The organism is Burkholderia sp. Bp9004, from assembly GCF_003858025.1.
Taxonomy (GTDB): Bacteria; Pseudomonadota; Gammaproteobacteria; order Burkholderiales; family Burkholderiaceae; genus Burkholderia; species Burkholderia diffusa.
This window is the reverse complement of record NZ_QTQD01000029.1, coordinates 42,783-61,713: the sequence shown is the minus strand read 5'-3', so window position 1 is coordinate 61,713 and position 18,931 is coordinate 42,783. Positions and strand designations below refer to the sequence as shown.

The following is an 18,931-nucleotide window of genomic DNA, read 5'->3' as shown; positions in this document are numbered from 1 at the left end:
TGCGATTCAGCGCGGCTTCGTCGCGAGGCGATGGATGCGCGCCGCGCGCGCGACGCGCGATTGCTGCGATGCACCGCAATGCGTCGCCTGCCGGCGGCGTGTGCGCCGCGTCGGTTCGGACGGGGCATCGGCGATCGGCGCGTTCGTTCGCGTGTCCGCATCCGCGTCCACGTTCGCGGCGACCGCCGCAACGGACGGCTGTGCGGCCTCCACGTCGAGCCAGCTGCGCGTCGCTTCGGCGATCAGTGCGCGCAGCCAGCGCACGCCGTCGACGCACGATCCCGCTTCGTTCCACGTCATCCGGTACACGATGTCGGGCGGCTCGGCCGGCAGTGCAACCGCGCCGAGCGGCAGCAGCTTCGCGTAGTGGCGCGCGAGCCGGTACGTGGTGGTCAGGATCAGGTCGGAGCGCACCAGCGCATGCGCGGCGAGTTCGAAGTGCGGCAGCGTGACGACGATCCGCCGCTGCAGGCCGACGCGTTCGAGCTGCCGGTCGATCGCGCCGGATGCTTCGAGCCACGACGGCGTCGGGCACAGCTGCGGCGCCTGCGCGAATTCGGCGGCCGTCATCGCGCCGCGCCGCGCGAGCGGATGCGTCGCGCGCATCAGGCACACGACGCGATCGTCGAACAGGTCGTCCTGCCGGAACCGCGACGAGCGGGCGGGGCGGTTGTCGATCACGACGTCGAGCTCGCCATCGGCGAGTGCCCGTTCGTCGTCGAAGCCGTCGCCGAGCGGATGGAACACGAGCTGCGCGTTCGGTGCGCGTTCGCGGAACAGCGCGACGAGCTTCGGCACGAACAGCACGTTCAGGTAGTCGGGGCAGCCGATCCGGTAGGTGCGCACCGACGTGCGCGCGTCGAAGGTCGGCTGCTGGATGCGGATGAAGTCGATCACGCGCAGCGCGTTGCGCAGCGGCTCGATCAGCCGCGCGCCGAACTCGGTCGGCACCATCCCGTAGCGGCTGCGCACCAGCAGCGGATCGCCGAGCAGCGTGCGCAGGCGCTTGAGCGCGGCGCTCGTCGCCGGCTGCGACATGTTCAGCCGCACGGCTGCGCGCGACACGGTGCGCTCGGTGAGCAGCACGAGCAGGATGCGCATCAGCCGCGCGTCCAGCACGTCGAGCGCGCCCGTTGCGTCGGACCCGGCGAGGGCAGGGCCGTTCGGCTCCGGTGCGTCCCGCATGTCGCTACGCGTTTGCGCGGCCCGTCATCTGGCGAAGGTGCCCGGCCAGCCGACGATCCGCTTCGGACGCGGCGGCGCATACGTGCGCACCTTCGACGTCTTCAGCTTCAGGCGCACCAGCGACTCGGCGAGGGCGACCGCGGCCGACACGCCGTCGACGACGGGCACGCCCGTGCATTCCTCGATCTGCCGGTCGAGGCCGGCCATCCCGCCGCAGCCGAGGCAGATCACTTCCGCGTGATCGTCCTTCACCGCGCGCGCGGCCTGGTCGACGATCGACTCGATCGCGCGGGCCGGGTTCTCCTCGAGTTCGAGCACCGCGAGACCGCTCGCGCGCACCGATGCGCAACGCGCATCGAGTCCGGCGAGCTTCAGGCGATCCTCGATCAGCGGCACCGTGCGGTCGAGCGTCGTGACGACCGAATAGCGGTGGCCGAGCAGCATCGCGACGCTCGCGGCCGCTTCGGTGATGTCGACGACGGGCACCGTCAGCAGTTCCTGCAGCCCTTCACGGCCGTGTTCGCCGTAGCCGGCCTGGATCACCGCGTCGTATGGCTCGTCGTAGCTCAACACGCGGTCCATCACGGCGATCGCCGCGAGGTAGCTCTCGAAGTTGCCCTCGACCGACTCCGCGCCGAAGCGCGGCGTCAGCCCGACGATCTCCGTGCCGGGCGATGCGGCGGCGCGCGCCTGCGCGGCGATGGCGTCGGTGATCGATTCGGTCGTGTTGACGTTGACTACCAGGATTCTCATCGGTGCACTCCGTATGCTGCGTTCAGTGTCGGGCGCAGGCGACCGCGATGTGTTCGCCCGAGCGCTCCTCGTATTGCCGTTTGCGATCGGCCGTCAGCCAGTACACGCTGCCCGCGATGGCCGCGCCGAGCAGCCAGGAGAACGGCGTCATCGCGCTGAAGGCCGGCACGACGGCGAGCGTGATCGAGATCAGCGCGGACGGCACGAGGGCCGCAAGCGCCTTGCGGTTCACGCCGCGCGTATGGAAATAGGCGCCGGTCGGCGCTTCGGTATAGAGATCCGGCACGTTCACGCGCTGCTTGCGCACGAGCCAGTAGTCGACCGTGATGATGCCGTACAGCGGGCCGAGCAGCGCGCCGAGGCCGGACAGGAAATAGACGATCACGACCGGGCTGTTGTACAGGTTCCACGGCAGGATCAGCACCGCGACCGTCGCGCTGATCAGGCCTGCGCGGCGGAACGTCAGGCGGTGGGGCGCGAGGCTCGTCAGCACGAAGGCCGGCGCGACGAAGTTCGCCATGATGTTCACCGCGACCGTCACGATCAGGAAGGCGAGGCAGCCGAGCACGAGGAACAGCTTGTTCGGCACCGTCGCGATGATTTCCGTCGGGCTGTGGATGATCTGGCCGTTCAGCTTGAACTGCGCGCCCGCGAGCACGAAGCTGATCGCCGCGAACACCAGGATATTCACCGGCAGGCCCCAGAAGTTGCCGACCCGCACCGTCTTCGCACTCGGCGACGAGCGCGCGAAATCGCAGAAGTTGAGCACCAGCGTGCCGTAGATCGCGAGCCACAGCGCGCCGCCCGCGAACACCTCGATCCACATCTTCAGGCCGGTCATCGGCTTGCCGATCGACATTGCAAGATGGCCGCCGGTGCGGCTGAACATCCATGCGGCGAGCGACAGCGTCGTGACGAGAATGACCGGGCCGGCGAGCCCCTCGTACTTGCGGACCATCTCCATCCCGTAAGCGAGGATGCCGATCTGCACCAGCCAGATCGCGACGAACGTGATCCAGCCGAGCGTGGACAGCCCGAGGATCGCATCCTGGTCGAAGGCGGCGAGGCCTGGCCAGATCGCGGTGAGCAGCACGCGCAGCACGACCGATGCGAGATAGGTCTGGATTCCGAACCATGCGATCGCGATCACCGCGCGGATCATCGCGGGCAAGAGCGCGCCGTAGATGCCGAAGCTCATCCGGCTGATCACCGGGAACGGCACGCCGGTCTTCTGGCCCATGTAGCCGGTGAGGTTCATGAAGCAATACACGAGCACGGCGCCGATCGCGAGCGACGCGAGCATCTGCCAGCCCGACAGGCCGAGCGCGAACAGTCCGATCGCGAACGAGTAGTTCGCGATGTTGTGCACGTCGTTGGTCCACAGCGCGAAGATGCTGTAGCGGCCCCAGGTGCGGCCCTCGGCCTTGGTGGGCGCAAGGTCGGCATTGTGTAGTCGCGGGCTCAGCGCGAGATCGCGCGTGGCCGTATCGGTTCGATGCAATGCGTCGTCCGCGCCGGGCACGATGCCCGCGCGGTGGGTGGCTTCCAGTTGCACGCCGTGTCTCCTTCCATGTGCGGGGCGCGAACCGGCAGCGTGTGCACGCAGCGCGGGCCCGGCCGCCGTGGACGTTATGTCTCGGATTTGTTCGCGAGTATGGGCGGCGGGCACGGCGATGGGAAATTAAATATTCGGGTAGGCGTCATTTGAAAAATGAATGGGGCTGGATCGGCGGCGAGGCATGCGAATTGCGTATCGGCGGGTTCCATCCACATCGACATCAGCGGAGGTGTCATGCAGCGATATTCCATTCGTCACGTATCGCGGGCCGTCTTCGCCGGCATCCTGATCGCCGGTCTGGCAGCGGGTGCGGGTTGTCAGAAAAAGAGCGACACGGGCACCGGCGCGAGTTCGGACACGAGCGCCACCGGCGGCATGGCGCCGGCGCCGTCCACCGCACCGTCGGGCATGCCGGGCAGCGGCGCGGCCGGCGGCGAGGCGAGCATGCCGGGCGCGGCATCCGCGCCAACGGGCGCAAGCGGCGGCTGATCGGCGGGTGCGCGCGGCGTGCGCGGGCAGGTTGCCCGTGCCGCCGTGACGGCATTGCGGCTCGGTCCGTGCGTCCCAGGACGCGCGGACAGTGCGCCGCGCGTGAAAGATTTGCAAGGACCGTTGTAGCGATTCCCGGCGCGGCGCCGGCATGCGTCATGCCGGCGCACGCCGTCGGGAGCAGGAGGTGCGATGCAGAACGCGGAATCGAATCCAACCCCGGAACAGCAGCGAGAACAGATCGAGAAGAGCCCGGTGAAGACGCCGGCGGCCGGCGACATGCCGGATGCGGCGACCCAGGTTGCCGAGGTCGCGAAGCGGCCGCTGACGCCGGAGGCGGTCGCGGCGAAAATGCCGACCGGCCTGCCGCCGATCGACGTCGACGCACATGCGGTCGACAGCGGCGACCCCGTGCGTCGCGCGGCCGGCCGGATCGTCACGCTCGACAACGCCAACATGGCGATGACGGACAACACGGTCGACGTCGACGGCAAGGGCCTGGAGGCGCGCGCAGGCGCGACCGAGTGGCACGACAACGTGATCTATTCGAACGCGTCGCTCGACGACGCGGTCGACACGCCCGACGAAGGGCTCGGCGGGATCGAGAGCCGGCCGGGCGGTAACGTGCCGCAGATCGCGACGCGGCCGGGCTGGCGCGTCCGGTATGTCGGCGACGTCGATGTCGAGCATGGCGACAGCACGCGGGCCGAGCACGTGATCCGCCTCGAGCGGACCGACTGACGTATCGATGGGTGCCGGGCGGACCGCCGGCCGGCGGTCCGCCGATGGCCATTACTGCGGGCCGAGTTCCTGCGCGGACGTGTCCGCATCGTTGCCTTGCGCGACGAGCACGTGGACGTCGTTCGGTGTCACGTCGCCGATGCCGCCCGACGGAATCGTCACCAGCAGCCAGTCGGCGTTGTTGTTGATGCTCACGGGCGCGGTCTTCAGTATCGGCGTCTTGCTGCCGGCCGTCGTGACGATCACCTGGTAGCTGCCGCCGTTCAGGTAGATCGAATCCTGTCCGGAGGCCGGCACGGCGTTCTGATACGCCGCGCCCGCCAGCGTCGGGCTTTGCGCGTTGATGTCGGTGCCGGGAGGCACGACGTACACGTCGACGTTCTGCGCGTTCGGCGACGCGTTGAAGCTGCGCACGCGCGCCTTGTCGGACAGGAGCTTCTTGTCGAACGGATCGTCGATCACCGAAATCGCCGACGACGTGCTGGGCAATGCGATCGTGGTGTAGTGATGGCCGTTCGCCGCGCCGAAGGATTGCGACGCGACCGTCGCGGTCGTGCCCGAGATGTCGTAGCTTGCAGTCGTCGTTCCCGAGTCGATGTCGTGATAGCGGGTCACGCCCTTGTACGCGACACCCGACGCGTCGACCTTCGCATTCAGGTAGTAATCGAGATTCGGGCCGGCCGGCACCGCGTTGATGAAGCGCGCCTGCGGTTTCGAGATGCCGAGTTCGGTGCCGACGTCGTTGCCGTCTCCGCCGCATGCCGCGAGCACGGAAATGACCGAGCACAGGGCCACTATCGTTCGAATGGATTTCATTGTCGTCCTCTCGTTCAGGGAGCCTGATTGCGATGCGGTGTTGCCGCGCGAGGCATCGCGCGGTACGCAGCGCCGGATTGAAGGAAGGAATTGCCGTCCGCCGGGGTGGCGGGCGCACGGATGTCGCAAGCGACGTGCCCGCGCGACGGAATCGGCGCGCGGGCCCGTATGGCGAAGGTGTGGCGCGCAGTGCAGTGGCGTGCCGTGCCGGATCGTGCGAGTCCGGGTTGCATGCTTGTAAAAAGGCGATGCAACCAGCGAGAGAGCGACGCGCGCCGCAAGGGCGTTTCAAACGTCGAACGTTGTGCGCTGCGGGCGACGATTTTTGCGCATATCGTTGCGTGCGCATCGATATGAGGAGAATCGTGCAGTCGCGCGACGACCTGGCGGCGCCGCGCGCGTGATGTGCATCAGCGATTCACGAGCTTCGCCGGATACGCGAGCGCGAGTGCGCAACCGACCAGCATGCATGCGGCGAAGGCATACAGTCCCGCGCTTTGCGAATGGAACGTGTCGCGCAGCCAGCCGATGAAGTAAGTGCTGCCGAAGCCGCCGAGGTTCGCGATCGAGCATGCGAACGCGATCCCGCCGGCCGCGGCCGAGCCCTTCAGGAACGTGGACGGCAACGCCCAGACGACCGGCATCGCGGCGGCCGCGCCCGCGTTGATCAACGAGAACAGCAGCACGGTCGCGAGCGTGCCGTGCGACGACGCGGCGGCAAGTGCGAGCGCGACGGCCGACACCAGGAACGGCACGACGATATGCCAGCGGCGCTCACGCGCACGGTCGGAGCTCGCGCCGCAATATAGCGTCGCGAGAACGGCCGCGGCATTGGGGATCACCATCAGCCAGCCGATGTGATACGCGTCCTTCACACCGGTGTCGCGCAGGATCGTCGGCAGCCAGAAGCTCACCGCATACAGCCCGAGCAGCACGCACAGGTCGATGAGGCCGAGCGCCCACACCTTCGGGTCGGTGAATGCGCGGCCGAGCGCATGGCTCTTGTTGCCGGACGGGTCGGCGTCGAGGTTCGCGCGCAGCGCGCGCTTTTCGTCGGCGTTCAGCCAGTGCGCGGTTTCGATGCCATTGGGCAGCCAGCGCAGTACCGCGAAGCCGAGTAGCACCGACGGCAATGCCTCGAGCAGGAACAGCCACTGCCAGCCGCCGAGCCCGTGCGCGCCGTCGAACGCGCGCATGATCCAGCCGGAAATCGGGCTGCCGATCATGCTCGACAGCGGCAGGCCGACCATGAACAGCGCGACGATCCGCGCGCGGCGCGCATCGGGATACCACTGCGTCAGGTACAACAGCACGCCGGGCAGGAAGCCGGCTTCGGCGGCACCGAGCAGGAAGCGCACGACGTAGAACTGCATCGGCGTCTGCACGAACATCGTCGCGCCCGACAGCAGGCCCCACGTGATCATGATCCGCGCGATCCACAGCTTCGCGCCGACGCGCTGCAGCACCAGGTTGCTCGGGACTTCGAACAGGATGTAGCCGCCGAAGAACAGGCCGGCGCCGAGCCCGTACACGGTGTCGCTGAACTTCAGCGCGTCGAGCATCTGCAGCTTCGCGAGCCCGATGTTGATGCGGTCGAGATAGGCCGCGAAATAGCACAGGCAGAACAGCGTGATCAGGCGCAGCGTGACCTTGCGGTAGAGCGCGCCGTGCAGCGTGTCGTCGGCGGAGACGGCGGCGCTCGGGTGTGCGGTAGACATGGGATTGCCCCTGTTCGAATGTGACGGATGAAGTGGGTGGCCGTTCGACGCGAGCGAAGATTCACCGCGCGCTGGAGTCTGTATAGCACGCCAATTACATAGCGTACACACTAGAAAATACGGAATCGGACAGGCATGAAAACGGACGGATGAAGATCGCTTGATGGGCCGGATAAACCTCATGTTTTTCGGGGAATTATTCGGAAAAATGCACGTATCTCGGTGAGCGTCGTGAACGGGTCCGGATGCACGAAATTCGTGCGTATGCACTCAAAAGTGAAGTGTATGCACGCAAGTGCTCCGGCGCTGCGCATACGTGCGCCCGGCTTCGTGCGTCCGGCGACCCGCCGAACGGCGCGAATGGCTGGCCCCGCGGTGCGATTTTCGTGAGCGGGCCTGCGCGGTCGGGCAATCGTCAGGTGAAAGACGGAAAGGGCGCGACGAACCTGACGTACCGCAACGAAGCGGCCGGCGCGCGAACGATCGTGCCGATTCGAGGGTGTACACTGCTTGCCTTTCTCATTCATGCCGCGCGGGCCTTCATCTTCATGGCGTCTTCCAAGGATTCCTACGACTTTCACGACCAGGTCGGGCACCTGCTGCGCCGCGCCTACCAGCGGCACGTTGCGATCTTCCAGGAAGCGATCCCCGATTCGGACCTGACGGCCGCGCAGTTCGTCGCGCTGTGCGCGGTCAAGGAAAAGCAGGCGTGTTCGCTGAACGACATCGTCAAGGCGACCGCGATCGACCAGGCGACGATCCGCGGCGTCGTCGATCGGTTGAAGACGCGCGCGCTGATCGAGGTGCTGCCCGACCCGAACGACGGCCGCAAGCTGATCGTGCGCGCGACCGCGGCAGGCCTCGCGCTGATCGACCGCACGGTGCCGTTCGCGCGGCAGGTGACCGAGCGCACGTACGGGCCGCTCAATCCGGGCGAGCGCGTCGCATTGCAGTACCTGCTGCGCAAGATGATGGAGGCCGACGGCGACGCGTGACGCGCGGCGCGGCGGGGCCCTCGACGCATACCTCCCTTACACGGCGCGTGCTGGGACAGGCGCTTTCATACCGGGAAGCCGGCCGGCCTCGCGAAGCGCGGCGCGCACCGTCTCGGGCGTGAACGGCGGCGCGTAGAAGCGCACGCCGGTCGCGTCGAACAGCGCGTTCGCGACGGCGGCGGGCCCCGGCACCGACGCCGATTCGCCCGCGCCGAGCGGCGGCTCGCCTTGCCGCGGCATCAGCACCACGTCGACCTCCGGCACTTCGTCGAACGTCAGGATCGGATAGCTTGCCCATTCCCGCGACGCGACCTTGCCTTCGGCAAACCGCACACGCTCCTTCAGCGTGCGGCTCAATACCTGGATCACGTTGCCGTGAATCTGGTGGCGCACGCCGTCCGGGTTGATCATCGTGCCGGTGTCCTGGCCGACCGTCACGCGTTCGATGCGGATTTCGCCGGACACGCGATCGACGCTCAGGTCGACGATCCATGCGGACCATGCCGCGCCGAAACCGGGGAAGCGACTGTGCACGTAGCGCGCATACGCGACGCCGCGTCCGCGCATGACGCGCGATCCGTCGTGTTCATGGTTGCGGCCCGCGCGCGGCGTCCAGCCCGCGCGATCGGCCACGGCCTGCAGCAGTTCGCTCGCGCGCGTGTCCTTGAGATGCCGAAGCCGGAACGCGAGCGGATCGATGTCGGCCAGCGCCGCGCATTCGTCGATGAACGCGTCGTGCGCGAACGAGTTCGGCAACGCCGACACGCCGCGCAACCACGATGCGCGCACGAGCGGCGCGAGATCCTCGCAGACTATGCGACGGTTCGGGCTTTCATACGGCGACACGGCAGTGCGGTCGCCCATCTCGAATACGCGCGGCTCGGGCGCGATCGCGCGGGTCAGGAGCGTCGCGAGGAGCGGCGCGTCGTTCGACGGATAGCGCGTCGTGAAGTCGTAGCCCAGCAGGCGGCCGTCGCGCGTCACGGTGCCCGTCACCCGCATCAATTGCCCGGCGCCCTTCGGTTCCCACAGATGTTCGTCCGCGCGTGACAGTTGCACGCGCACCGGACGGCCGACCGCGCGCGACAGCAGCAACGCGTCGCCGCATACGTCGTCCGCGCCGTTGCGGCCGTAGCAGCCGGCTGCTTCCATTCGCACGATGTCGAAATCGGCCTCGTCGCGCGCCACGAGCGTCGCGAGGTCGTAGCGCAGCGATACGGGGTTCTGCGTGCCGGACCATACGGTGATCCGGCCGTCGCCCGGCGCGCGATAGTCGGCGAGCGCGCACGACGGGCCGATCGAGCCGTGCATCTGGAACGGCCATGCATAGGTGCGCGACACCGTGATCGTGTCGGGTTGCGTGCGTGCCGCGTCGACATCGCCTTCGTCGAGCAGCACGCGGCGTTGCGCGGGCGCGGCGGCGATCGCGGCCGCGGGCGTATCGAGCGGCGGCAGCGCGGGATGCGGCCGCCATGCGACGCGCAGCTGGCGCGCCGCGCGGATCGCGTGTTCCTCGCGCTCGGCGACGACGCCGACGAAATCACCGATCGCGACGACCGCGACGAGCCCCGGCACGTCGGCGACCGACGCGCGATCGACGTCGACCAGCGACGTGCCGACGAACGCGCCGCTGTCGTGGCCCGCATACGGCGGCCGCACGACGCGGCCATGCAGCATGCCCGGCACGCGCATGTCATGCACGAACGTGAGCTGGCCCGTTGCTTTCGCGGGCAGGTCGACGCGCGGCGACGATCGGCCGACGATCCGGTAGTGGGCGGGGTCCTTCGTGCGGGCGCCCGGGTCGAGCGTCAGCGTGACGCGGTGCCCCGCGACGAGCGCGGCGAACGTCGCGGCGTGCCCGTGTGCCGGCGCGGAGATCGTTCCGTCGTCGATGCTCAACTGCGCGAGGTCGACACCGAAACGCTCGGCGGCCAGCGCCAGCAATGCGTGCCGTGCCTGAGCGGCCGCGCAACGCAGTGGCGTCGCGGAAATCTGGATTGTCGCGCTCGCGATGGTCGGACCCTGGTTCGGTGTCGCGGCCGTATCTCCGAGCACCATCGTCACGCGCGCGGGCGGCACGTCGAGTTCCTCGGCAACGATTTGCGCGAGCGACGTGCGAACGCCGGTGCCGAGATCGACGTGGCCGTTGAACGCGAGGATGCGTCCGTCGTCGAGAATCGCGACGAACACCTCGGGCAGCGCCGGCACGTACGACGACAGGCTGCCCGGTTGGCCGGGCGCCGGCTTGACGGGCGGCGCGGGTGGCCGGATCACGGTCAGGCAGCCGTCGCGCGCAAGCAGTTCGGAGCGGTTCACGATCGAGGTGTCCTGTCGGGGAGGGGCGGTCGGCGGGCGCGCGGGCTTTGGTGCGCGGACGCGGCGTGCCGCGCGCGCGGTGACGGCCTGGGCTTGCGCGACGGCGCACGCGGTCAATCTAGGTCGCCAAAACCGCAGCGTCAATCACGGGCGGGTGAGGGTGCGGGCGACGGCCGGGCCGCCGCCCGCGCGGCGCGGCGGCTCAGCGCGCGTGCACGGCATCGATTGCCGCGATCGCATCGTCGAGCGGCATCACGGCCGCGTATTTCTGCTGCATGTCGAACAGGTTCGCGTCGTGCGGCGCGATCGCGCGATCGCCGACGCAATCTGCGAGCACGAGCGGACGGAACCCGTGCGACATCGCGTCGACCACGCTCGCGCGCACGCAACCGCTCGTCACCGCGCCGGCAACGAGCAGCGTTTGTACCGCACGCTGCGCGAGCCAGGGTGCGAGCTGCGTGCCGAAGAACGCCGACGGCACGGTCTTGCGCACGACGAGTTCGCCGGCGGCGGGCGTGAGTTCGGGCACGATCGCGCTGTTCGGATGGTGCTCGGTCAGCGTCGCCATGCCCGGCACCTTCAGCGAAAACACGTTGTCGTCGCTGCCGTCGTCCGCATACACGATGCGGCTGTGCGCGACCGGCCAGCCGCGTTCGCGCGCGAGCGCGAGCGCCCGCGTCGTGCGCGCGATCGCCGGCGCGATGTTGCCGCCGCCGAACGTCGCGGGATCGGCGAAGCCGACCACGAAGTCGACGATCAGCAGCCCTATGTTGCCGTGCGGCGGCAGCGGCGTGCCGAAACCCTGCTGGCGGTAGACGTTCGCTTCGGCGTGGTGGGAAAGATCGGTCATGGTGTCGGGCACTCGTCTGTCAGGCGGGTTGATCGGTCACGCGGCCTTCGCGCACGACGGTCTCGCCGTCGAGTTCGACCGTACAGCGGCGCAGCGGGATGTCGACATGGCAGGTCGTCGTGCGGCTGCCGCCGCCTTCGTTGTTCGGGCCGAGCGAGAACAGGAAGTTGCCTTCGAACGCGCGCGCATCCATCCCGATCGTCGCCTCGCGGTCGTACAGGCCGAGCGTCGACCAGCGGGCGCGCGGCTGCAACCCCCAGCCGATGTGCGAGATCGCATAGCCTTCGGGGTCGGCGAAGGTTTCCATGTAGTCGCGCAGCAGGTCGGCGTCGACGCCGCCTTCGATGCGCGTTGCGTAACCACCTTCGACGGTCAGCGCGATCGGCTCGCTCACGTAGTGCTTCTGAGGCAGCAGGATGTCGCCGCGGTCGATCACGATCGTGCCGCGCGCGGTGCGGTCGTTCGGGTAGGTCAGCGCGAAGCCGCTCGGCCAGTGGTCCCAGCGGCCCGGCGCGTCGACGAAGCCGTATTCGGCCGTCGGCGGAAACTCGCCGAGCGGGCATACCAGCGCGGTGCCGGCGGCCGACGTCACGCGCATCTCGCGCGCGGCAGCGATTTTTTTCGCAGCGGCGAGCACGCGCGTACGGTCGGCCAGCGTCGGCACCATGCGCACCAGCACCTCGGGCGGCTCGACCGCGAGCAGGATCTTCGTGCCCGCTTTCAGGATGTCGTGCTGTTCGGGCGAGAACAGCAGCGTCATCAGGTCGAGCACGAGGTCGCTCTCGCGCAGCGCGGCGATCGCGGCCTTGTTGCCGGTCAGCGGCGTCGTGCCGAGATACGCGAGCGGGTCCCGGCTGAACGCTTTGTCGCCATTGGCGGGCGGCAGGTCGAGCCGGTTGACGATCGCGCCCATCGATTGCGTCGCGATCAGCGCGCACGACAGCGTCTGCGGATGGGTGGCCGCGCTCGTCAGGATCGTGACGGTCTGGCCCGGTTCGAGGCGCGACAGCGTGAGGACCTGCTTCCACGCGTCGATCAGTTGGGTATCGCTGACTGGCATCGTCGGCTCCGGTAAAGGCGTGAGAGAAAGGGGTGGGCGCCGCGCGATCAGGCCGCGAGCGGCGCGCCGAGGAAATCGCCGAACGCCGCGTAGAAGCCCGCCGCGTTGTCCCACGGAATCATGTGGCCCGCGTCGGGCACGCGCACGTGCCGCATCGACGGCGTCGCGCGCTGCAGTTCGGCGACGTCGTCGTCGCGCACCACGTCGCCGCGCTCGGCCGTGATCAGCAGCGACGGCACGGTCAGTCGCGCGGCATCCGCGTGGAAGTCGTCGGTGTGGAAGCCTTCGTATGACGTGCGCACCGCGCGCTCGTCGCAGGTATGCAGCCATTCGGCGCGCAGTTGCAGTTCGGCATCGGTCCAGGTCGGGCAGAACGCGCGCATCCCTCCGGCGTCGGTGCCGGCGCGCGCGAGCGCCATCGAGTCGATGTACCACGGCAGCTTGCCCGGATAGTCGCGGCGGTTCGGGCCCGACACCGGGGGATCGACGAGTACGACCGACTCGAGCCCGCCGATGCCGCGCAGCGCCGCGCGCGCGGCGATCCGCGCGCCCATCGAATGGCCGACGAGGCTCGTGCGCGGCAGGCCGAGCGCGGCGACGAGCGCCGCGATGTCGTCGGCCTGCGCGTCGAGGCCGTAGTCGAGCGACGGCGACGCGTCGGACAGCCCGCGGCCGCGCACGTCGAGCACATAGGTGTCGAATGCCGCGCCGAACACGTCGCCGACGAAGCCCCACGTGATCGCGGGGCTCGTGATGCCGGGAATCAGCACGATCGCGGGGCGCGACGCGCGTGCGCCCGTCGCGCCGCCGTAGCGCAGATAGTGCTGGCGGATGCCGTTCGCGCGGATGTTCGCGCCGTACAGGAAAGTCGAGGGCATGGAGAGGCTCCGAAGTGGCGGGATGCTCAGTACGCGCCGGACAGCAGCGCGCCGGCGCCGGGTACGACCGGTTCGAGATCGAGTTCGCGCAGCATCGCGTAGGTCGTCGCGATCGCGGCCGTGATCACGGGCTTGCCCGTCATCGCCTCGACCGTCGCGACCGCCGGCAGCGACGGCATCTGCACGCACGCAGACAGGACGATCGCATCGGCCTCCTGGTACGGCAGCGTCTTCACGATGTCCGGCAGGCGTGCCGGGTCGTGGCGGCCGACTTCGAGGTTGTCGGGAATCTCGAGCGCGCGGTACGCGATCACTTCATAGCCTTCGTTGCGGATGTAGTCGACCACGAGTTCGGTCAGCGGCAGCATGTACGGTGCGACCACCACGATGCGCTTCGCGCCGATCACCTTCAATGCGTCGACGAGTGCGCCCGCGCTCGTCAGCACGGGCGCCTGCGCGCCGTTGTCCGCCGTGTGCTTCGTGAGGCGCGCCTGAGACACGCGGTGATAGCCGTGGCCCATCGCCATGATCGCGACGAGGCACGCGTAGCCGAGCACGTCGACGCGCGCATCGCTCAGCTCCACCGCGCAGCGGTCGGATTCGGCATCCATCGCCGCGAGTTCTTCCTTGACGACCTTCTTCATCCGCATCCGGCTCGAGTGATACGTGAAGCGCTCGGGCCGGATCGCCTCGCGCAACCGCAACATCGCGGGAATCTCGGTTTCCATCGTCGTGTTGGAACTCGGCACGATCTGGCCGATGCGGTAGGTCTTGTTCATGACGGGAGGCTCCGTGTCGGTAAGAGTGGGGCGGCACGCTGGCGCGAGATCGCCTGGTTTCGAGCAAAGTCTAGTGTGTACATTTGAAAATGACAATGGATCAAAAAGATTTCCGTCCGGCCGTCATCGTTGATTACTGCATGAATTCGTGAATTCATTGGTGTTTTCCCGAATAACTGGATTGCCAAAAACAATCCGCTTGTCCTGAATAAATTGAGTGTGTACGCTACATGCAAGCCATTCAATCCGCCCGTTCTCGTACCGCGTTCGGCGACGGGCTCACGATCAGGAGATCCGCATGAGCAAACCCCGTATCGCAATCATCGGCGCCGGTCTCGGCGGCACGGCCGCCGCGGCGCTGCTGCAGCGCCGCGGCTACGATGTCGCGCTGTACGAGCAGGCGCCGGCGTTCTCGCGCCTCGGCGCGGGCATTCATCTCGGCCCGAACGTGATGAAGATCATGCGGCGCATCGGCTGCGAGGACGCGCTGGAGAAGATGGGTTCCCATCCGGATTGCTGGTACAGCCGCGACTGGCGGACGGCCGACGTGCTGTCGAAAATTCCGCTCGGCGACTACGCGCGCACGACCTATGGCGCGAGCTACCTGACCGTGCACCGCGGCGATTTCCATGCGTTGATGACGCAGGCGGTGACGCCCGGCACGATCCGCTTCGGCAAGCGGCTCGCGTCGGTGGAGGACACCGGAGACGCGGTGCGCCTGACGTTCACCGACGGCAGCGTCGACACGGCCGACATCGTCATTGGCGCGGACGGCGTGAATTCGCGGATCCGCGAGCATCTGCTTGGCGCGGAACCGCCGCGCTATACGGGTTACGTTGCGCATCGCGCGGTGTTCCCGGCATCGCTGCTCGGCAACAAGCCGTACGACATGTGCGTGAAGTGGTGGTCGGAGGATCGTCACATGATGGTCTACTACGTGACCGAGAAGCGCGACGAGTACTACTACGTGACGGGCGTGCCGCAGGCCGAGTGGCCGGAAGGCGTGTCGATGGTCGACAGCAGCCGCGATGAAATGCGCGAGGCGTTCGCGGGTTTCCATGCCGACATCCAGCATCTGATCGACGTGTCGCCCTCGATCACCAAGTGGCCGCTGCTCGAACGCGACCCGCTTCCGTTGTGGAGCCGCGGCCGCCTCGTGCTGCTCGGCGATGCGTGTCATCCGATGAAGCCGCACATGGCGCAGGGCGCGGCGATGGCGATCGAGGATGCGGCGATGCTCGCGCGCTGTCTCGACGAAGTCGGCATCGGCGATCACGCAGGCGCGTTCGCGCTGTACGAGGCGAATCGCGCGGCACGCGCGTCGAAGGTGCAGCTCGTGTCGCACAACAACACGTGGCTGCGCACGAACGAGGATCCGTCGTGGGTGTTCGGCTACGACGTGTTCGACGTGCCGCTCGTGTCGCCGTCGCCGTCGCCGTCGCGTGGCAACGTGGCGGCCGTCGCCTGACACGCGCCGTGTCCGAGCCGGATGCCACGCCGCCGCATCGTCGATCGATGCGGCGATACGCGCGCATTTCGGCGTGTTATACCTGAGCGCTGTGCGCGACGCCGGCCATCGCGAGCCGGCGGCCGTGCCCGCCGCCGGCCCCAGGCATCGGCCCGCCGGTCTTCCGGCCAGCGCCCCCATTCCGGACCCGTTCATGTCCCATCCCGCTTCCCCGTCGCGGCCGCTCGCTTTTCGCGTGAACGGCATGCCGCATACGTTCGACGCAGCCGCGCCCGACGCGCCGCTTCTGCTGATCCTGCGCAACGACTGCGCGCTCAACGGCCCGAAGTACGGCTGCGGATTCGGGCAGTGCGGCGCGTGCACGGTGCTGGTCGACGGGCAGGCCACACGCGCGTGCGTCGTGCCGGCCGCCGCCGCGCACGGGCGCGACGTGACGACGCTCGAAGGGCTCGGCGCGCGCGAGGCGCCGCATTCGATCCAGCGCGCCTTCATCGACGAGCAGGCCGCACAGTGCGGCTATTGCCTCAACGGGATGATCATGAGCACGAAAGCGCTGCTCGACCGCAATCCGTCGCCGGACGATGCAGCGATCCGCGACGCGCTGCGCTTCAATCTTTGCCGCTGCGGCACGCACCTGGAGATCATCCGCGCGGTGCATCGGGCCGCGCGCTATCTGCGGGACGACGGCGATGAAGCATGACCCGAGCGTGCTCGCGCCGCCCGAAACGGATGCAGGCGATGTGCGATGCGATGAAGTGGCGGTGGGTTCGGCGCGGCGTGCGGACGACGCGGCGCGCACGCATCGCGCGCGTTACGAGTGGCCGATCGGCGATGCGCGCGCGCAGGCGTCGTTCGATGTCGAAACACGGACCGCCGCCGACGGCCGGATGACGACGTGGCGCTATCGCGCGCAGGCCGGCACGGTGGCGGACGCGCGGCGCGCGACGGCGGAGGGCGGGGTGTCGACGCCATCGTCGCCGTTCGTCTATCGACATGCGCAGACGTCGATCGAGATGGCCGACACCCACCACACGATTCCCGGCCACGCGCACGCATTCGCGCGCGAATCGTTCGTCGACGAGCTGGCCGGTGCACTGAAGCGCGATCCGGTCGCATTGCGTCTGCAGCATCTCGATGCGTCGCGCGATGCAGGGCCGCGCGAGATTATCCGGATGGTCAGCGAACGCGCCGCGTGGGGCGAACCGGCGACGGCCCGCATGCCTGACCGCTTGAGCGGACGCGGCTTTGCGTTCGACGGTGCCGGTGCGCCCGATGCGCTGTCCGCGGACGAAAACCCGCAAACCGATGCGGGCGGTGACAACGCCCCCCACTGGTCCGCGTGGGTCGTCGATCTCGACGTCGATCGCGCGACCGGCGACGTCGCGGTGCGCCGCGTCGTCGCCGGGCAGGGCGCGGGCGAACCTGGGCAGGCGTCGATGGCGGGCTTGCCCGCATGGCAGATCGAGGCGGCGATTTCGCGCGTGATGGGCGCACGGCTGTCCGCACGGCCGGCCCATGACGAGACCGGCGGCGATGTCGCGCCGGATGCGATCGCGCATGAACTCGTCGCGTTCGACGCCGCCGCACCGGGCGCGGATCGCATCCGGTCGCTGTCGGCATACGATGCGCAACGGATCGAGCAGGCCGCTGCGCCGGCCGCGGCTGCGATCGCGAACGCGCTGCATGACGCGACGGGCGTGCGTTTTCGCGCGCCGCCGTTCGATGCCGCGCGCATTCGCGAGGCGCTGGCCCGGCCGGCGCCGGTCGATTCAGGTGAGAGCCATTCCGGCACGCCGCGTCGTGCGTCATCGCGCTGGCGCCGCTGGCTGGCCGGTGGCGGCGCGGGCGGGGTGGTCGGCGGGCTGATCGGGCTCGCGTGCGCGATCCTGCCGGGCCCGGCACCGATTGCGCCGGTCGCGGCTGGCGGTGCGGACGGCGCGATGTGGAGCGCGGCGACGCTCGAACGCGGCCGCCTGATTGCGCTCGCCGGCGATTGCGCGGTCTGTCATACCACGCCCGGCGGGGCGCCCAACGCGGGTGGTCTCGCGCTCGACACGCCGTTCGGCACGATCTACACGACCAACATCACGCCCGATCCGGAAACCGGCATCGGCGCATGGTCGTATCCGGCGTTCGCGCGTGCGATGCGCGAAGGCATCGGCCGCGACGGATCGCATCTGTATCCGGCATTTCCGTACACCGCGTTCGCGAAGTTGAGCGAGCCCGACCTGCTCGCGCTCTATGCCTATCTGATGTCGCAGCCGCCGGTGACGCATGCACCGCCGAAGACGAAGCTGCCGTTCCCGCTCGACCAGCGGCGCCTCGTCGCCGGATGGAACTGGCTGTTTCACGATGCGCGGCCGTTCGCACCGGACCCGGCGCGCTCCGCGACGTGGAATCGCGGCAAGTATCTGGTCGACGGCGCCGGGCACTGCGGCGCGTGCCACACGCCGCGCAACGCGCTCGGTGCGGAACAGGGCGGGCGCGCGTACCTGGCCGGCGGCGAGGCCGAGGGATGGGTCGCGCCGCCGCTCATCGCGTCGCCGGCGTCGCCGGTGCCGTGGACCGAAGGCGCGCTGTTCGACTACCTCCGCACCGGTTTCTCCGCCCAGCACGGCGTCGCGGCCGGGCCGATGGCGCCGGTCGTCGCGGGGCTCGCGGCGCTGCCCGAATCGGACGTTCGGGCGATCGCGCATTATCTGACGTCGCTGTCACCGCCCGTCGATGCGGCCATGGCGGCCGACGCGGCGACCCGCCGTGCGCACGGTGCGGAAGCCGTCGCGACGCTCGGCCTCGAGAGCGGCCGGCGTGCGTTCGATGCCGCGTGCGCGGTGTGTCACGCGGAATCGGGCGGGGTCGGGCATTTCGGCGTGCGTCCGCTGATGGGGCTCAACACGAGCGTCAGCCAGGCGGCGCCCGACAACCTGCTGCGTGTGCTGCACGACGGGATCGACCATCCGGCCACCGACGCGCTCGGCTACATGCCGGGCTTCCGCGACGCGTTCGACGACCGGCAGATGGCCGAGCTCGCCGCATATATCCGCGCGCGCTACGCGCCCGGTCAACCGGCGTGGCAAAACCTGGAGGAGGCCTCGGCGACAATCCGGCAGGCGCGCTCGCACTGACCGGCGCACGTGAAGAAGGCGCACGGCGGCCGGGAAAAGCGACTCACGGGGCAACGCCAGGCGCGACGCGGCCCGTAAATCTTGCCTGGATCACCCATCGTTTAACCATTCGAAACAATGTGTTCACCGAAAAGGGCATGATCTCCGGCAATCGGGCAGGCATACTGTCGCCTATGTTGCTCAATGCCGTCGAATCGACG

At 68.7% G+C, this 18,931-nt stretch carries 16 protein-coding genes; 6 read left to right on the top strand and 10 right to left on the bottom strand.

All coding sequences use genetic code 11. From position 1 onward, the window contains the following. Positions 1-6: 6 nt before the first annotated feature. The 3 genes from DIE08_RS26770 to DIE08_RS26760 are packed head-to-tail and all read right to left on the bottom strand — an operon-like array spanning position 7 to position 3,493. Positions 7-1,185: a LysR family transcriptional regulator gene (locus tag DIE08_RS26770; RefSeq protein ID WP_124904516.1), complete on the bottom strand. Its 1,179-nt coding sequence runs from the start codon at positions 1,183-1,185 to the stop codon at positions 7-9. 24 nt (positions 1,186-1,209) lie between these two features. Continuing rightward, positions 1,210-1,938, bottom strand: coding sequence for an aspartate/glutamate racemase family protein (locus tag DIE08_RS26765; RefSeq protein WP_124628374.1), 729 nt, complete (start codon positions 1,936-1,938; stop codon positions 1,210-1,212). A 22-nt stretch (positions 1,939-1,960) separates the two neighbouring features. Next, positions 1,961-3,493: an NCS1 family nucleobase:cation symporter-1 gene (locus tag DIE08_RS26760; protein WP_124904514.1), complete on the bottom strand. Its 1,533-nt coding sequence runs from the start codon at positions 3,491-3,493 to the stop codon at positions 1,961-1,963. A 237-nt stretch (positions 3,494-3,730) separates the two neighbouring features. Here DIE08_RS26760 and DIE08_RS35745 point away from each other — a divergent pair, with 237 nt between their 5' ends. Beyond that, a complete protein-coding gene (locus tag DIE08_RS35745; RefSeq protein ID WP_082728785.1) occupies positions 3,731-3,985 on the top strand; it encodes a hypothetical protein in 255 nt (84 codons plus the stop codon). Positions 3,986-4,177: 192 nt separating this feature from the next. Beyond that, entirely contained in the window at positions 4,178-4,726 is a 549-nt protein-coding gene (locus DIE08_RS26745) for a DUF3005 domain-containing protein (RefSeq protein ID WP_124904512.1), read from the top strand. 51 nt (positions 4,727-4,777) lie between these two features. Here the strand turns inward: DIE08_RS26745 and DIE08_RS26740 are convergent, their stop codons facing one another. Together DIE08_RS26740 and DIE08_RS26735 are read right to left on the bottom strand one after the other, a co-directional pair. Next, positions 4,778-5,542: a DUF4397 domain-containing protein gene (locus tag DIE08_RS26740; RefSeq protein WP_059598774.1), complete on the bottom strand. Its 765-nt coding sequence runs from the start codon at positions 5,540-5,542 to the stop codon at positions 4,778-4,780. Positions 5,543-5,952: 410 nt separating this feature from the next. After that, positions 5,953-7,260: an MFS transporter gene (locus DIE08_RS26735; protein ID WP_124904510.1), complete on the bottom strand. Its 1,308-nt coding sequence runs from the start codon at positions 7,258-7,260 to the stop codon at positions 5,953-5,955. Positions 7,261-7,808: 548 nt separating this feature from the next. Between DIE08_RS26735 and DIE08_RS26730 the strand changes: the two genes are divergently transcribed. Next, the gene (locus tag DIE08_RS26730) at positions 7,809-8,255 is read left to right on the top strand and encodes a MarR family winged helix-turn-helix transcriptional regulator (protein WP_059598821.1); all 447 of its coding nucleotides are present in this window, start codon (positions 7,809-7,811) and stop codon (positions 8,253-8,255) included. A gap of 36 nt (positions 8,256-8,291) precedes the next feature. Here DIE08_RS26730 and DIE08_RS26725 read toward each other — a convergent pair whose 3' ends face one another. From DIE08_RS26725 to DIE08_RS26705, 5 genes are all read right to left on the bottom strand, one after another. Beyond that, the gene (locus DIE08_RS26725; RefSeq protein WP_124904508.1) at positions 8,292-10,571 is read right to left on the bottom strand and encodes a molybdopterin cofactor-binding domain-containing protein; all 2,280 of its coding nucleotides are present in this window, start codon (positions 10,569-10,571) and stop codon (positions 8,292-8,294) included. Between the two features lie 202 nt (positions 10,572-10,773). Further along, entirely contained in the window at positions 10,774-11,421 is a 648-nt protein-coding gene (locus DIE08_RS26720; RefSeq protein WP_124628362.1) for an isochorismatase family protein, read from the bottom strand. Between the two features lie 19 nt (positions 11,422-11,440). Next, on the bottom strand, positions 11,441-12,481 hold the full coding sequence (locus tag DIE08_RS26715; protein ID WP_124904506.1) for a 2,5-dihydroxypyridine 5,6-dioxygenase: 1,041 nt from the start codon (positions 12,479-12,481) through the stop codon (positions 11,441-11,443). A gap of 47 nt (positions 12,482-12,528) precedes the next feature. Next, a complete protein-coding gene (locus DIE08_RS26710; protein WP_124904504.1) occupies positions 12,529-13,359 on the bottom strand; it encodes an alpha/beta fold hydrolase in 831 nt (276 codons plus the stop codon). Between the two features lie 26 nt (positions 13,360-13,385). Then, positions 13,386-14,138 carry an Asp/Glu racemase gene (locus DIE08_RS26705; RefSeq protein ID WP_124904502.1) on the bottom strand — a complete coding sequence of 251 codons (753 nt, stop codon included), beginning with the start codon at positions 14,136-14,138 and terminating at the stop codon, positions 13,386-13,388. A gap of 298 nt (positions 14,139-14,436) precedes the next feature. On the opposite strand from DIE08_RS26705, the gene DIE08_RS26700 reads away from it, so the two are divergent. From DIE08_RS26700 to DIE08_RS26690, 3 genes are all read left to right on the top strand, one after another. Continuing rightward, entirely contained in the window at positions 14,437-15,606 is a 1,170-nt protein-coding gene (locus DIE08_RS26700) for an FAD-dependent monooxygenase (protein ID WP_124904500.1), read from the top strand. A gap of 193 nt (positions 15,607-15,799) precedes the next feature. After that, entirely contained in the window at positions 15,800-16,306 is a 507-nt protein-coding gene (locus DIE08_RS26695) for a (2Fe-2S)-binding protein (RefSeq protein ID WP_124904498.1), read from the top strand. Beyond that, the gene (locus DIE08_RS26690) at positions 16,296-18,731 is read left to right on the top strand and encodes a c-type cytochrome (protein ID WP_124904496.1); all 2,436 of its coding nucleotides are present in this window, start codon (positions 16,296-16,298) and stop codon (positions 18,729-18,731) included. The genes DIE08_RS26695 and DIE08_RS26690 overlap by 11 nt, the downstream gene beginning before the upstream one ends. Positions 18,732-18,931: the final 200 nt, after the last annotated feature.